The following is a 14,705-nucleotide window of genomic DNA, read 5'->3' as shown; positions in this document are numbered from 1 at the left end:
ACGAACGAGAGTGCGCTATGATTGACAGCCATGCCCATATTTATGCCAGTGAGTTTGACCAGGATCGTGACGAGGTGGTCAGCCGGGCACTGGCTCAGGGAATCGAGCAGATCCTGCTGCCGAATATCGATCTCGACTCCATCGCGCCAATGCTGGCGACCGAAGCGGCTTACCCGCAGGTATGCCGCTCGATGATGGGTTTGCACCCCTGTTATGTCGACAGCAACATCACCCAAACGCTGGCCGAGATTGAAGCCTGGTTTGACCGGCATAATTTCATTGCCGTGGGTGAAATCGGTATCGATTTATACTGGGATAAAACCTACCGCACTGAACAACAAATGGCATTCGTGACCCAGCTTAACTGGGCCAAACAGCGCGATCTGCCTGTGGTGATCCACACCCGGGATTCGATTGAAGAGACCCTGACTTTGCTGCGTCAGGAGCAGGACGGCCAGCTGCGCGGTGTGTTCCACTGTTTTGGTGGCAGCGTGGCAGAAGCGCAAGCGATTAATGAGCTGGGTTTCCACCTTGGCCTGGGCGGTGTATCAACCTTTAAGAATGGCGGAATGGATCAGGTCATCCCGCATCTGGATATGAACTACGTTATTCTGGAAACCGACTGCCCTTATCTGGCGCCGGTACCGCATCGCGGCAAGCGTAATGAACCGGCCTATACCCAGCTGGTCGCACAGCGTGTCGCTGAACTGCGAGAGACCGATGTGGCCGACATTGATCGCATCACCACCCACAACGCAAAAACGCTGTTTAAGCTCTAATCAGCGCTGAGCGACCATCAGACCGGATGACGCCAGCTCGCAGGTCAATCCTGCTGCGCACAAACAGCAAGAGCGGCCCGCAGGCCGCTCTTGGTTATTTTACCGTTTCTCGTTTATCGACGTCGATTGTGGTGACAGGCTAAATCACTCCTGCTCCGCATCCTCTTGCTGGTCATCTTTGCGGGTGTAAAAACGGGCAAAGAACAGACCGATTTCAAACAACAGACACATCGGAATGGCGAGCAGTGTCTGCGATACCATATCCGGCGGCGTCAGCAGCATGCCGACAATGAATGCCGCCACAATAATATACGGACGCTTCTCTCCCAGCTCTTTTGGCGTCGTGACACCCGTCCAGCACAGCAAAATAATCGCCACCGGCACCTCGAACGCGACTCCGAACGCCATAAACAGCGCCAGAACGAAGTCGAGATAACTGGCGATGTCGGTCGCAAACTCGACCCCGCCTAGCGAGATAGCGGTAAAGAAACCGAACACCAGCGGAAAAACCACGAAATAGGCGAACGCGACACCGCAATAAAACAGTAGCGAGCTGGATAGCAACAGCGGGAAAATCAGGCGGCGTTCGTGCTTATACAGGCCCGGCGCAACAAATGCCCACACCTGGTACAAAATAAACGGTACCGCAATAAAGACCGCGACGATCAACGTCAGTTTCAGCGGAGTAAAAAACGGCGACGCCACATCAGTGGCGATCATGGTCGCCCCTTCCGGCAAACGATCCACCAGCGGCCGCGAGACAAATTCGTAAATCGTATTCGAAAAATAAATCAGCCCGACAAACACCACGATCACCGCTGCGATACAACGCAGCAGGCGATCACGAAGTTCCAACAAATGGCTGATCAACGGTTGAGTCTGTTCGACTGAAGACATTGAAACCTCATGTAACCGGACCTGACAGCTGCCATCAGCAGTGCTTGGCCGGAGTAATTAGTCGGCTTTCTTTTCTGCCGTGTTGGACGGCTCGGCTGAAGCAGAATTGCTCACAACAGGCTCGGCATCCGATGATGCCGCTTCACTCTGCGCCTGCGCAGCGTAAGGACGCTGCACATCACGCGCAGCCTGCTTAAGCGTATCCACCGATTCCTGCAACTCTGGCGACAGATTTTTCATGTTCATCTGTTCCGCCTTGCGCAGGTTTTCCTGCAGCTCCTGCACCTTGAGTTCATGAGCCAGTTCATCTTTGACGCTGTTGGCCATGTTCTTGGCGGACGAAACGAATTTCGCCACGCTGCGAATGGCTGTCGGCAGACGTTCCGGACCTAACACCACCAGAGCCACGACAGAAATTAATACCAGTTCCCAAAAACCGATATCAAACACGATTTAGGCCTGCTCTTTGTCTTTCTTTGTCTCAGCAGCAGCGGCTTCGCTTTTCTGCTGTTCCAGATTCTTTGGTTCAAAGTCGGCATCTTTCTTCGCCGTTGTCTGGTCATCTTCCGACATGGCTTTCTTAAAGCCTTTCACCGCACCACCCAGATCGCCACCGATACCACGCAGTTTCTTCGTACCAAACAGCAAGACGACGATAACGGCAATGATAAGAAGTTGCCAAATACTGATCCCACCCATTTTCTTTACCTCGGGTTATTAGTTACACAAATATTTCAAGAGATTAACGTCTACTGACGATAAGCTCGCCAACTCAACAGCCAAAATGCGACGCCGGCAATCGCACCGCCTGCCGCCCATTGCTCGTAGTGGCTGGACAGCAATATTGCCGAGCATACGACTAAAGTGGCGCCAACACCAAATAAAAACTTACCCGTCGCCTGCTGGCGCTTACTGTCACGGTAGCCCTGGTAAAACTGCTCCATGCGGGTATTCAAATTTTTGCCCTGCTTGAGACTGTCATACAGTAACTCAGGCAACTCAGGCAGTTTTTCTGCCCAGAACGGCGCTTTTTCTTTGATGGCATTCACCACCGCTTGCGGGCCGACCTGGTTCATCATCCATTTTTCCAGAAACGGCTTGGCGGTTTGCCACAGGTCGAGTTGCGGATACAACTGACGCCCTAAACCTTCTACGTAGAGCAGCGTTTTCTGGAGCAGTACCAGCTGCGGCTGCACTTCCATATTGAAGCGACGCGCAGTGTTGAACAGATTCAGCAATACATGGCCAAACGAAATATCGCACAGCGGTTTGGCAAAAATCGGTTCGCACACAATGCGAATCGCCACTTCGAATTCATCGATATTGGTATCCTGCGGAACCCAACCGGAGTCAACATGCAACTGAGCAACTTTACGGTAGTCGCGGTTGAAAAACGCCAGGAAGTTTTCGGCCAGATAGCGCTTATCTTCGGCATTCAAGGTGCCGACAATACCGCAATCAAGACCAATCCACATCGGATTGTCCGGATGCTCAGGGCTGACAAACACATTGCCCGGATGCATATCGGCATGGAAAAAACTGTCGCGGAAAACCTGGGTGAAAAACACCGTTACACCACGCTCAGCCAACAGTTTCATATTGGTGCCATTGGCCTGCAGACGGTTAACGTCTGAAACCTGGATGCCGTATATTCGCTCAGAAACCATGACAGTTTTATTACTGAGCTCAGTAATAATTTCCGGCACGTACAGTTCATCACTGCCTTCGAAGTTACGCCGCAGCTGGATGGCATTGGCGGCTTCACGGCGCAGGTCCAGTTCATCGAGCAGCGTTTTTTCGTACTCACGCACCACTTCTACCGGCTTAAGACGACGAGCCTCCGGTGTAACCCGGGCCAGAATACGCGCCAGACGGTACATCAGTTTCAGATCGGCATAGATAACCGGACGAATATCCGGACGAATCACTTTGAGCACCACTTCGCGGCCATTGGACTTGAGCTTGGCAGTGTGTACCTGGGCAATCGAGGCCGAGGCGAGCGGTTCAATATCAAACTCATCAAACCAGGTTTCCAGCGGCCCGCCGAGGGCTTTCTCCATCTGCTGCTTGGCCAGTGCACCATCAAACGGCGCGACTTTATCCTGCAACAGGGCCAGCTGATCGGCAATATGCGGCGGGAACAGGTCACGTCGGGTCGACATCATCTGACCGAACTTGATCCACACCGGTCCGAGCGCCTGCAGCGCGAGACGCAGCCGTTCACCCAGTGGTTTATCCGCATGCTGGTTACGAATCCAGAACATCGATTTACGCGCCAGACGTGGCACCCGAGCCAACTGATGATCAGGCAGGAACTCGTCCAGACCATACTCAAGCTGGACTTTGATAATCCGGTATAAACGCTTTACTTCGGCCAGGGTCATACTCGTTCCAACAACTTGGCTAAACGGGCTTCAACGCGCGCAGCCTGACTTTTGACATCATCAACCTGATCGCAGAAATGGGCGATCTCGAGCGCAGCCGGAGCGACACGCCACTCTTCGGTCAGCACCTGGCCGAGGTGATTCTGATGTTTGCTGATCCGGGCATGCAATGCAGCGCCGACATTTTTCACCCCTTGCACCAGACCGTGGGCAACCACATCACCGGTGACACGTGACAGCCATTCTTCAAGATCCGGCTTACAGTCGGTCATCAGTTGGGAGAATTTCTGCGCCAGCTGAATGTCGCCTTCCAGCACCAGTTTGTCCTGTTTAATCAAACGGGTAATGTTGGCCTGCTCACGCAGTTCAGGCAATACCGAGAGGTGGAGCGACAGATAGCAGTCCGGCTCACCTTCATAGTTAGCCAGCACATCAATCTGCTGGCTGAAGATAAAGGTCAGGGTCTTATTCAGTTCTTTGAGATGAACCTGGATCACCTGCCCCTTAAGGCGGGCAAGGCGGCGTTCGAGTTCAGGATCATCATGAATCAGAGTATTAAGCGATGATTCGATCACCGCCGTAACTAAAGGTTCAAACGGCATAAGCGGTCCTTAGAATTTGTAACCGCGGTGCAGAGCCACAATCCCGCCAGTCAGGTTGTAATAGCTGGCATTATCGAAACCGGCCTCTTCCATCATTCCTTTCAGGGTTTCCTGATCCGGGTGCATACGAATCGACTCCGCCAGATAACGGTAGCTATCGGCGTCGTTAGCGATCAACTGGCCCATCTTCGGCAGAATGTGGAATGAATAAGCATCATACACTTTCGACAGCGGATCGAGCAGAGGTTTGGAGAACTCCAGTACCAGCAGACGACCGCCCGGCTTGAGTACGCGGTACATAGAACGCAACGCTTTGTCTTTGTCAGTCACGTTACGCAGACAAAAACTGATGGTGATACAGTCAAAATAGTTGTCTGGAAACGGCAGTTCTTCTGCATTGGCCTGCACATAATGTACGTTGCCGACAATACCGCGGTCACGCAGCTTATCGCGGCCGACATTGAGCATCGAGTTGTTGATATCGGCCAGGATCACATGACCTTGTTCGCCCACGATACGGGAAAATTTTGCGGTCAGGTCACCGGTACCACCGCCCAGATCCAGAATACGCTGCCCCGGACGCGCGCCGGAACAATCGATGGTAAAGCGCTTCCACAGACGGTGAATCCCCCCCGACATCATGTCATTCATCATGTCGTATTTGGCTGCCACTGAGTGGAATACCTGGGCCACTTTGGTCGCTTTCTCCGCGGTCTTTACTGTCTCAAAACCGAAATGGGTGGTTTCTTGATTCTCTGCTGTATTGGTTTGCACTCTGGTATCCGTCATTGTGTTTCCTCTTGAGCCGTGTTCACGACTAAACTGCAACTGCGGCGATTAGTTTACTTTATCCTCAGCTTGATGTCTTTCTTCTAACCCGAAATCTGTTTCATGCTGAGCCTTTTCGACCCACTGCTGGCCGATAGAACGTTTGACTTCCACCCCGAGCTGTTTAAACCCCTCCGCCTGACGAATCGCATTACCACGACCACTGGCCAGTTTGTTCATTGCGCCCTGATAACTCTGGTTGGCTTTATCCAACGCACCGCCCAGCCCTTCCATATCATCGACAAACAGACGCAGCTTGTCGTACAGGCGGCTGGCCCGCTCGGCAATGAGCTTGGCGTTCTGGTTCTGGCGGTCGTTACGCCACAGGTTATCGATCGTGCGCAGCGCCACCAGCAAGGTGGTCGGGCTGACCAGAATAATGTTGTGCTCCATCGCATCTTTGACCAGACTCGGGTCAGCCTGAATCGCAACCTGGAACGCCGGCTCAACCGGAATAAACATTAATACGTAATCCAGGCTCTGAATGCCTTTGAGCTGATGATAATCCTTCTGCCCCAGCCCTTTGATGTGACTGCGCAGCGCCAGCAGGTGATCGCGCAGCGCCACATCGCGCTCCGCGTCCGTCTCGGCATGGAAGTAACGCTCGTAAGCCACCAGCGCCATTTTCGAGTCAATCACCACCTGTTTGTCATGCGGCAGATGGACAATCACATCCGGCTGATAGCGTCTACCCGCCTCGTTTTGCAGGCTGACCTGGGTCTGGTATTCGTGCCCTTCACGCAGGCCGGACTCCGCCAGTACCCGCGCCAGCACCACCTCGCCCCAGCTACCCTGCTGTTTATTATCACCTTTCAGCGCCTGCGTCAGGTTGAGCGCTTCTTTGGCCATCTGTTCATTGAGGCGCTGCAGATTACGCAGTTCATGCACCAGCGTATGGCGCTCTTTCGCTTCCTGGTTAAAACTGTCATTAACCTGGCGCTTAAAGCCGTCCAGCTGCTCACGCAGTGGTGACAACAAACCATCCAGGCTCTGACGGTTCTGCTGATCCACCTTGGCGGTTTTGGCTTCAAACACCTGATTGGCCAGCTGTTCAAACTGCTGCTTGAGGCGCTCTTCGGCGCGCTCCAGCAGCTGCAGTTTTTCCTGGCTCGATTCCAGTTGCTGCTGATGACGGGCCTGTTGTTCATGCAGTTGCACTTCAAGCTGCGCTTTTTCTTCCCGCAGCCGGCCCAGCTCATCGCTGTATTGCTGCCGTTCCTGTTTAATCGCCTCGAAATAACGCAATTTTTCCAGCACAGCCATCATTTTGCCGTGTGACTGGCGCAATTCGAATTCCGCTTTATCACGCTCCTGATCGAGCTGTTCCAGCTCCTGCTGGGCACTGCTGAGTGATTGTTGCAACTGGGTGATTTGCTGCTCATGCCAGCGCGCTTCGCTGCTCAGTTGCTGTTGCAGCAACTGGGCCTGAACCTGATATTTTTGTTTGACCCACCAGCCGACGGCCAGACCAGACACGGCAGCGGCGCCCAGTGCGGCCAGACAGGCTTCCAGGTTGTCGATAATCCATTGCATAATAACGGTTTACTTACTTTGGGTTGTTGACAAAAAGAGTATTTCGATACTGGATAAATGTCCAGTTTGTCGGCACATTATTCCGCGCTTAGACTAGCGACTAAGCAAACATGGAATGGAAACTTGTATGAATGAAGGTCGTGCCCTGGGATTAGGGCTGAGTGCAGTATTACTCTGGTCTACCGTCGCCACCGCGTTTAAGCTGACCCTGGCCCAGTTCACGCCAATCCAGATGCTGACCGTGGCCTGTATCGTCTCGGCTCTGGCGCTGCTCGCCATCTGCTGCTGGCAGGGTAAACGCCAGCTGATCGTCCCGACTCTGATTGCTAACCCCGGTTATTACCTGCTGCTTGGCCTGATCAACCCGCTCGCTTACTATCTGATTCTGTTCAAAGCCTACGACCTGCTGCCGGCCTCTCAGGCTCAGGCGATCAACTACAGCTGGGCCATCACCCTGACCTTGATGGCGGCGCTGTTTCTCGGCCAGAAAATCCGTGTTCAGGACTGGATTGCCTGCGTACTGAGTTATTTCGGCGTGGTGGTGATCGCCACTAAAGGCGATGTACTGGGTCTGCAGTTTGACAGTCCGCTCGGCGTCGGACTGGCCCTGATCTCGACCTTGCTGTGGGCCGGCTACTGGATTCTGAATACCAAAAACAAGGCGGACCCTGTGGTCGGCGTCCTGCTCGGCTTTGTTATCGCCATCCCGTTTGCGATTGCGATCAGCCTGTATGAAGGCGCCGCCTGGAACGCCATCACCGCCAGCGGCTGGGCAGCGGTCACTTACGTCGGCCTGTTTGAAATGGGCATTACCTTTGTGCTGTGGCTGAGCGCACTGAAAAACACCCATAATACCGCCCGCATCAGCAACCTGATTTTTGTCTCGCCGTTTGTATCCCTGATTTTACTCGCCACCATCATCGACGAACAGATTCACCCGACCACACTGATCGGGCTGGTCCTGATCATCACCGGCCTGGTTATTCAGCAGTTCAAACGTAAACGCAGTAAACTGGCGGCAGAAAAAGCCTAGAACAAAAGCCTAGAACAACTGATGGGCCAGTTCAGCGCCCTGACCGCGCACCTGATCGATGACGACATAGTACTGCGGGTCAAGCTTAAGTGCTTTCACCGCCGGATGACGCTCAAGAAAAGCCTGTTTTTCCTGCGCATCAAACAGTGAATCCCAGCGGCGATGGACATCGCGCGCCAGATAAAGCACACACGCCAGACGTTTCGATTGCTCCGCCTGACCAGGGTGATTGACATGCTCGATGGCATCCGCCATCTCGGGCGGAAAATTCCACGCTTTCGCCAGCTGAGCCCCCAGCTGTTGTGCATCAACCCCTAGCAACTCCTGCTGCACCTCACTGGCTTTTTCCCCCTGACGGACTCGCTGTTCAATCTGTTCAGCCTTGGTCGGTTCCAGCGCGTGAATCATCAGCTCACCGATATTATGCAAAACGCCGGTGGTAAAGGCCTCATTCGAATCCAGTTTGAGCGGTTTGGCCAGCTTGCTGGCGATCATGGCTATTTCAAATGTATGCGACCAGTAGTCTTTGATATTGAGTGTTTTCAGCGCCGGAAACACCCCTGACACCACAGAAGAAGAGATCAGGGTGCGCACCGCACCACTGCCGACGCGGACAATGGCATCGCTGATGGTCGATACCCCTTTGCTTGCGGCGTTGCCAAACTGGGCCGAATTGGCCATCCGCAGCACCCGGGCGCTGAGTACCTGATCCATCGACATCTTGCGCGATAAATCACTGAAATCGACATTGTCACGATGAACCATATTGAGCAGTTCCTGCTGGATGCTCTCGATACGGGGCAATTCATTGAGGCGGGAGATCAGGGCTTCTTGATTCATGCTTGCACTCCTTGTGGCAGCCAACAGCAATACTATAGGACAGATTTCGGCGCGGCAGCAGGGCAATAATGAGAGATTTATCAGGTAATTTGCTCGCGGTACATTTTCGGACTGACCCCAGCTTTACGCTTGAACACCCGTGAAAAATAGAGCGGATCGGAATAACCGACGATCCGGCCAATGTGATTGACTGAATAGTGAGTCGTCACTAACAGTTGTTTGGCTCGGCTGATGCGCTGATCATCGCGCCACTGGGTTATGGTCATCTTCATTTCATCACGAAACAGATGGCCAAGCCGGGACGGTGACAAACAGGTGTGGGCCGCGATCTCCTCCAGAGTAAAATCCTGGTTGAGGTTCTGGGTCATATAGTTAATCGCCTGGATAATGCGCGGATCAAGCGGTTTACTCACCACATCCGGCTGCACGGTTTTACAGCGGATCAGCAGTTGCTCCAGCAGGTTAATCGCCAAATCATCGCGATACGGCATATCCGACTTGGCGGTATATTCAATATCGACAAACAGGTTTTCGATATGCTCTATCGTCTGCGCGTCCAGCCCCTGAGTCAGGAACACGCCGTTACGCTCTTCCTGCCAGCTCAACCAGTCATTCCAGAACGCACGCGGACGGAAATAAACCCAGCGATGGAACCAGGATGCACTGTCGGTTTTACGATGATAGAAATGGTTAGCGCTGGGTGGAAACAGCAGCAGATCGCCCGGTTTCACGTGAAACATCTGTTCACCGCAAAAGATTGTGCCTTCGCCTTTGCTGGTGATGTTAATAATGTAACCCTTCATACCGCCGGGACGATCTATGGTGTAATCCAGTTCATCGCCTTCAATGATCGGCGTCAGCCCGGCCACCAGGTGTGCATCGAAATTGTAGCCAGGTTTGAGAGGATCGGTTGTTTGCATAGACCAACAGTCGCTGAATTTTTCCCTAGTGTAGGGGCTGCCTGTTAGCTTGGCGATTTTTGAGTTCACACTTTTTCCAATACGATCCACTGGGTGGCAGAAAATGCTTCACGAAACAGATCGGTTTTGGCCGCCTGACGAATAAAATCACTCGGCAGGCCATGCCGCGCACGCTGCCAGTGCTGGGAAGACGGCGCCGGTAACTCACGGCTGGCCGCCGTGATTGGCGAAGGCTGCGCAGTGACAGGCTGGATGACATGGCGGATATCAAGCCGAGTCGGAATGCTGTTACGCGCCAGATACTCAATCACCACCGCTGGCTGCTCCGATTGCTGATGAAAGAAGTAATTCATGTTGAGTGACAAACGGTCACTGTGATGCCACTGGCACCACTGCTCGATACGCTCCGCACGATGACGAAATTTCCACTCCGCCGCCGACAGATCGAGCTGCTCACCATTATTGGTCAATTCCAGTCGTCCCTGATAGAGCATCTGCCCGGCGTGATAGAGCTGAAACTCTGTCGGACGGGCTGTCGACACCCTCAGGGTCCACAACTGATGATGAATATCAAAGCTGGGTTCGCGACAAGACTCGTCTACGCTCACTATGCATTACCTCTTTGTGCTTGTGCGTCCCCTCTGCACGCAAAGGGGACAGACGACTTAAACGCCGGAAGCCAAGCGATAGTACACACTTTGCATTTTGAGCTCCGACTTGAATTGACGCAGATTGGTCTGCTGGTCGATAAGCACCATTTCCATGCCCAGCATATCGGCGTAGTCGCTCAGCATCTCGACGCTGACTGCCTGGCTGTAAGCACTGTGGTGCGCGCCGCCGCCATGGATCCAGGCCGCCGCCGCGGTTTGCAGATCCGGCAGAGGCTGCCACAGGGCATGCGCGACCGGCAGATGCGGCAGGCTTTGTGGCGGCGCAACCGTGTTGAGACAGTTGACCAGCATGCGGAAGCGGTTACCGAGGTCAATCACCGACACATTGAGCGCAGGTCCCTGCTCACCACTGAACAACAAGCGCGGTACATCACAACGCAGGCCGATGGTGTGCGGATGGATTTCCAGCTTAGGCTTCGCCGCGGCAATGCTCGGACACACCTCCAGCATATGCGCGCCCAGCACCTGATCGGTCGCGCCAAAGTGGTAAGTGTAATCTTCCATAAAGGAAGTGCCGCCACGGCGGCCTTTACCCATCTGCTTCATGATGTGCACCATGGCCGACGTTTTCCAGTCGCCTTCGCCACCGTAACCGAAGCCTTTCGCCATCAGGCGCTGTGTCGCCAGGCCCGGCAGCGATCCCAGTCCGGTCAGGTTCTCGAACGTATTGGTGAATGCACTGGCGCCAACGGAAGTGAGGAAGCGTTCCATGCCGATTTCCAGCCGGGCCTCACGCTGCATAATCTTACGCAGGTCACTGTCATTGATCAGCGCCGCATCCATCGCATAGCTCGACGCGTATTCGTCCAGCATACGGGCCACATCCGCCTCGGAGACGGCATCGACAACCTCGGTCAGTTCGCCCAGGCCGTAAGCGTTGACTTCATAGCCAAACTTAATCTGCGCCGAAACCTTATTGCCTTCCGTTACTGCCACCTGACGCATATTATCACCAAAACGCGCCACTTTCAGGCTTTGACCGACCGCGATACCTACCGCCGCGCGGCACCAGTCATCAATCTGCTCATGCACCTGCGGATTCTGCCAGTGACCAACCACGACTTTACGGTCAATATCCATCCGGGTACCGATGAAACCGAACTCTCGACAACCATGTGCACTCTGGTTAAGGTTCATGAAGTTCATATCGATCGAATCCCACGGCAACGCGGCATTGAACTGGGTATGCAGGTGTAAAAACGGCTTGTTGAGCTGGCTCAGGCCGGCAATCCACATTTTGGCCGGTGAGAAGGTATGCATCCACAGCACCAGGCCAAGACAGTCCGGATCGTTATTGGCTGCGCGGCACACGGCGAGGATTTCGTCCGGCGTTTTCACCGTACCTTTATCTACCATAGGCACCGAAATCGCCGCAGACTCGTTGAGCCCTGCCACGATGTGAGCGCTGTCCTGGGCCACTTGCTGCAAAACTTTCGGGCCATACAGATGCTGAGAGCCGGTTACAAACCATACTTGCTTATCGTTAAATACTTTCATTCTATTTCCCTGCTTATTTTTTATGACTGTCGGCCTGGCCGTAATAGGCATTGGCGCCGTGTTTGCGGAGGTAATGTTTGTCGAGCAATGCCTGATTGATGTATTCCACCGCCGGATTGATCTGCAGTGTCTGCAGCGCCATCGACGCCACCACTTCCATCACCACGGCGTTATGCACCGCCTGGTGGGCATCTTTGCCCCAACTGAACGGGCCATGTTCTTTGACGATCATGCCCGGTGTCGCCATCGGATCCTGGTCTGCCAGGGTTTCCACCATCACCAGACCGGTATTGAGTTCGTAATCGCTGGCGATTTCTGCGTTCGACAGCGCGCGGGTACAGGGAATACTGCCGTAGAAGTAATCCGCATGCGTGGTGCCCAGCGCCGGAATGGCCTTACCTGCCTGAGCCCAGGCCGTGGCATGCGGTGAATGGGTGTGCACCACACCGCCGATGTGTGCATAGGTGCGGTACAGCACCAGATGCGTCGCCGTGTCGGAAGACGGATTCAATTCTCCCTCAACAATGTCACCAGCCAGGTTGACCACCACCATGTTGTCAGCGCTGAGATCTTCATACGCCACACCGCTCGGCTTAATCACCACCAAGCCGGATTCGCGGTCAATCGCGGACACATTGCCCCAGGTGAATGTCACCAGATTGTGGCGCTGCAGATCCAGATTGGCCTGCCACACCTCGTGGCGCAGCTTACGCAGACGCTCAGCCTGCGGGCGCACCGGATTGAGAGTTGCCTGTTGAGTCATGTTATTGCTCCTGCGCTTGATGAAATTCCGCCAGCTGCTCCAGGTGCTGACCTAACTGACGATAGCCCTGATAACGACGGGCGCGCAGCGCCTGCAACTCAGGGTCCGGCTGATACACGGCACTGATTGGGCTCGCCATGACCTGTTGCGCCTGCTGCGCATCGGCGTATACCCCGGCCGCGACCGCCGCAAATATCGCCGCCCCCAGCGCGCAGCACTGCTCTGAACGCACCACAGCAATCTCACGTCCGATCACATCGGCACACATCTGCATCACATAGGGTGATTTTTGCGAGATACCGCCAATGGCAATCACCCGCGCCACGTCTACGCCCTGATCGACAAAACAATCCACGATGGCTTTGGCACCGTGCGCGGTGGACTCCACCAGCGCCGCGAACAAAGCCGGCGCTTCCGAGCCAAGATTAAGGTCAGCCAGCGCACCTTTGAGGCGCTGGTTGGCATAAGGCGTGCGGCGACCGTTGTGCCAGTCCATTGCCAGTGGTGAATGCGGATTAAACTGATACTGCGCCGCCGCATCAGACAGCATAGGGATCAGCGCTTGCTCCAGTTCATCCAGGGTTTGCTGCGCCCCGGGATGCTGCGCTGCGAAGCTCTGCAGTGGCCACAACAGGACCCGTTTCAGCCAGGCATAAATGTCACCAAAGGCCGACTGACCGGCTTCAAGTGCCATCAGCGCGGGCAGTGCACTGCCTTTGACCTGACCGCAGATACCATGAATCGTGCGCTCGCCAACGTCTCCGGCATCGACCATTAAAATGTCGCAGGTTGAGGTACCAATCACCTTAACCAAGTCATTCGCGCCGGCGCCGGCACCAACCGCGCCCATGTGACAGTCAAACTCACCGACGGCCACAGCAATCCCGGCCGGCAGGCCCAGCGTTTCCGCCCATTGCGTACTCAGTTGCCCGGCCTGCTGCTCAGCGGTATAAACCTGACTGAACATGCGCGCGCGCATGCCATCCAGCGTGGGTGAAATCGCCGACAAGAATGCCTGATCCGGCAGACCGCCCCAGCTGTCGTGCCACATCGCCTTGTGTCCGGCGGCACAAATACCGCGCCGCAGCGTATCGGGATGCTGGTTACCGCTCAGCAAGGCAGGAATCCAGTCACACAGTTCAACCCAGCTGTGCGCCCGGGCTGCGACCGCCGCATCCTGCTCACTGACCCAGGCGGCTTTGGCCCAGAACCATTCCGAGGAGTAGATGCCGCCGATGTATTTGGTGTAATCGGTAAAATCACCGCTATGTGCCAGCTGGTTGATGCGCTCCGCTTTGGCCACCGAGGTGTGGTCTTTCCACAAAATAAACATCGCATGCGGGTTGTGCTCAAACTCCGGCAGCAGCGCCAGCACATTGCCATCTGCATCAATCGGCGCCGGCGTGGAACCTGTGGTGTCCACGCCGATACCAACCACCGCCTGGCGCACGGCGGCCGGTTGAGCGGCCAACGCTGCCTGCACCGCGCTCGTCATCGCTTCAATATAATCTCGCGGGTGATGGCGAAACTGAGACTGTTCCGGCTGGTTATACAGGCCCTGCATCCAGCGCGGATAATAAGTGACACCGGAGGCCACCTCTTCGCCACTGGTCGCGTTAACCAGTAAGGCACGTACCGAGTCCGAGCCAAAATCAAGACCGATGACATACGCAGGCTGAGTAGCAAAATGCTCCATAACAACTCCATGTAGGGTGGGATTTTTATTTTGTTATAACTCCGCTACGCTGCGGCAACCATGACCACGACCGCTAGATATATGGATAAAAACGCCACATAGATAAAAGCGTGCTGTTGTTTAAAAAAAGGGCAAGCGATAAAAAGCTCACCAATAGTGCGCAAATGCCGTGATTTTCAGCCTGTCAGAGCGCCAATTTCGCACCATAAGCTGGCAACTGAGATCCGCATCATGTTCCCTCCCGCTAAATAAATGGACAAAA

General features: G+C 54.5%; 15 protein-coding genes. 2 read left to right on the top strand and 13 right to left on the bottom strand.

Annotation, left to right across the window (positions count from 1 at the left end; genetic code table 11):
* The first annotated feature begins 17 nt into the window (after positions 1-17).
* Complete coding sequence (locus tag E6C74_RS17295; protein WP_136487303.1) at positions 18-779, top strand: TatD family hydrolase; 762 nt, start codon at positions 18-20, stop codon at positions 777-779.
* Between the two features lie 144 nt (positions 780-923).
* Here E6C74_RS17295 and tatC read toward each other — a convergent pair whose 3' ends face one another.
* Genes tatC through rmuC form a run of 7 tightly spaced genes read right to left on the bottom strand, consistent with a single transcriptional unit; the run spans position 924 to position 7,023 of the window.
* Positions 924-1,676 carry a twin-arginine translocase subunit TatC gene (gene tatC, locus E6C74_RS17290; protein WP_136487302.1) on the bottom strand — a complete coding sequence of 251 codons (753 nt, stop codon included), beginning with the start codon at positions 1,674-1,676 and terminating at the stop codon, positions 924-926.
* Between the two features lie 57 nt (positions 1,677-1,733).
* The gene (gene tatB / locus E6C74_RS17285) at positions 1,734-2,126 is read right to left on the bottom strand and encodes a Sec-independent protein translocase protein TatB (RefSeq protein WP_136487301.1); all 393 of its coding nucleotides are present in this window, start codon (positions 2,124-2,126) and stop codon (positions 1,734-1,736) included.
* Between the two features lie 3 nt (positions 2,127-2,129).
* The gene (gene tatA / locus E6C74_RS17280) at positions 2,130-2,375 is read right to left on the bottom strand and encodes a Sec-independent protein translocase subunit TatA (RefSeq protein WP_136487300.1); all 246 of its coding nucleotides are present in this window, start codon (positions 2,373-2,375) and stop codon (positions 2,130-2,132) included.
* A 50-nt stretch (positions 2,376-2,425) separates the two neighbouring features.
* Complete coding sequence (ubiB, locus tag E6C74_RS17275; RefSeq protein WP_136487299.1) at positions 2,426-4,060, bottom strand: ubiquinone biosynthesis regulatory protein kinase UbiB; 1,635 nt, start codon at positions 4,058-4,060, stop codon at positions 2,426-2,428.
* Positions 4,057-4,662, bottom strand: a complete 606-nt coding sequence (locus E6C74_RS17270) for an SCP2 domain-containing protein (RefSeq protein WP_136487298.1) — start codon at positions 4,660-4,662, stop codon at positions 4,057-4,059. Before E6C74_RS17270 ends, ubiB begins: the two co-directional genes overlap by 4 nt.
* Positions 4,663-4,671: 9 nt before the next feature.
* On the bottom strand, positions 4,672-5,451 hold the full coding sequence (gene ubiE, locus E6C74_RS17265; protein ID WP_136487297.1) for a bifunctional demethylmenaquinone methyltransferase/2-methoxy-6-polyprenyl-1,4-benzoquinol methylase UbiE: 780 nt from the start codon (positions 5,449-5,451) through the stop codon (positions 4,672-4,674).
* Positions 5,452-5,499: 48 nt separating this feature from the next.
* Positions 5,500-7,023 (bottom strand): DNA recombination protein RmuC, encoded by a 1,524-nt coding sequence (gene rmuC / locus E6C74_RS17260; RefSeq protein WP_136487296.1) that lies wholly within the window; start codon positions 7,021-7,023, stop codon positions 5,500-5,502.
* Between the two features lie 127 nt (positions 7,024-7,150).
* On the opposite strand from rmuC, the gene E6C74_RS17255 reads away from it, so the two are divergent.
* Positions 7,151-8,056, top strand: coding sequence for a DMT family transporter (locus tag E6C74_RS17255; protein WP_136487295.1), 906 nt, complete (start codon positions 7,151-7,153; stop codon positions 8,054-8,056).
* Positions 8,057-8,065: 9 nt separating this feature from the next.
* Here E6C74_RS17255 and E6C74_RS17250 read toward each other — a convergent pair whose 3' ends face one another.
* From E6C74_RS17250 to E6C74_RS17225, 6 genes are all read right to left on the bottom strand, one after another.
* Positions 8,066-8,896 (bottom strand): HDOD domain-containing protein, encoded by an 831-nt coding sequence (locus E6C74_RS17250; RefSeq protein ID WP_136487294.1) that lies wholly within the window; start codon positions 8,894-8,896, stop codon positions 8,066-8,068.
* Positions 8,897-8,976: 80 nt separating this feature from the next.
* Complete coding sequence (araC, locus tag E6C74_RS17245) at positions 8,977-9,816, bottom strand: arabinose operon transcriptional regulator AraC (protein WP_136487293.1); 840 nt, start codon at positions 9,814-9,816, stop codon at positions 8,977-8,979.
* Positions 9,817-9,881: 65 nt separating this feature from the next.
* Entirely contained in the window at positions 9,882-10,424 is a 543-nt protein-coding gene (locus tag E6C74_RS17240; RefSeq protein ID WP_136487292.1) for a hypothetical protein, read from the bottom strand.
* A gap of 57 nt (positions 10,425-10,481) precedes the next feature.
* Complete coding sequence (gene araA, locus E6C74_RS17235) at positions 10,482-11,984, bottom strand: L-arabinose isomerase (RefSeq protein ID WP_136487291.1); 1,503 nt, start codon at positions 11,982-11,984, stop codon at positions 10,482-10,484.
* A 13-nt stretch (positions 11,985-11,997) separates the two neighbouring features.
* The gene (locus tag E6C74_RS17230) at positions 11,998-12,747 is read right to left on the bottom strand and encodes an L-ribulose-5-phosphate 4-epimerase (RefSeq protein WP_136487290.1); all 750 of its coding nucleotides are present in this window, start codon (positions 12,745-12,747) and stop codon (positions 11,998-12,000) included.
* Between the two features lies 1 nt (position 12,748).
* Positions 12,749-14,443 (bottom strand): ribulokinase, encoded by a 1,695-nt coding sequence (locus E6C74_RS17225; RefSeq protein ID WP_136487289.1) that lies wholly within the window; start codon positions 14,441-14,443, stop codon positions 12,749-12,751.
* Positions 14,444-14,705: the final 262 nt, after the last annotated feature.

The organism is Vibrio sp. H11, from assembly GCF_004804295.1.
Taxonomy (GTDB): Bacteria; Pseudomonadota; Gammaproteobacteria; order Enterobacterales; family Vibrionaceae; genus Vibrio; species Vibrio ostreae.
Note: the sequence above shows the minus strand (reverse complement) of the source record. Positions and strands in the feature narration are given on the sequence as shown.

Coding starts and splice junctions, on each gene's coding strand:
- araA (WP_136487291.1), bottom strand. CDS start 11,984: ATGAAAGTATTTAACGATAAGCAAGTATGGTTTGTAACCGGCTCTCAG.
- E6C74_RS17225 (WP_136487289.1), bottom strand. CDS start 14,443: ATGGAGCATTTTGCTACTCAGCCTGCGTATGTCATCGGTCTTGATTTT.
- E6C74_RS17255 (WP_136487295.1), top strand. CDS start 7,151: ATGAATGAAGGTCGTGCCCTGGGATTAGGGCTGAGTGCAGTATTACTC.
- E6C74_RS17295 (WP_136487303.1), top strand. CDS start 18: ATGATTGACAGCCATGCCCATATTTATGCCAGTGAGTTTGACCAGGAT.
- E6C74_RS17230 (WP_136487290.1), bottom strand. CDS start 12,747: ATGACTCAACAGGCAACTCTCAATCCGGTGCGCCCGCAGGCTGAGCGT.
- ubiE (WP_136487297.1), bottom strand. CDS start 5,451: ATGACGGATACCAGAGTGCAAACCAATACAGCAGAGAATCAAGAAACC.
- tatA (WP_136487300.1), bottom strand. CDS start 2,375: ATGGGTGGGATCAGTATTTGGCAACTTCTTATCATTGCCGTTATCGTC.
- ubiB (WP_136487299.1), bottom strand. CDS start 4,060: ATGACCCTGGCCGAAGTAAAGCGTTTATACCGGATTATCAAAGTCCAG.
- tatC (WP_136487302.1), bottom strand. CDS start 1,676: ATGTCTTCAGTCGAACAGACTCAACCGTTGATCAGCCATTTGTTGGAA.
- araC (WP_136487293.1), bottom strand. CDS start 9,816: ATGCAAACAACCGATCCTCTCAAACCTGGCTACAATTTCGATGCACAC.
- E6C74_RS17270 (WP_136487298.1), bottom strand. CDS start 4,662: ATGCCGTTTGAACCTTTAGTTACGGCGGTGATCGAATCATCGCTTAAT.
- rmuC (WP_136487296.1), bottom strand. CDS start 7,023: ATGCAATGGATTATCGACAACCTGGAAGCCTGTCTGGCCGCACTGGGC.
- E6C74_RS17250 (WP_136487294.1), bottom strand. CDS start 8,896: ATGAATCAAGAAGCCCTGATCTCCCGCCTCAATGAATTGCCCCGTATC.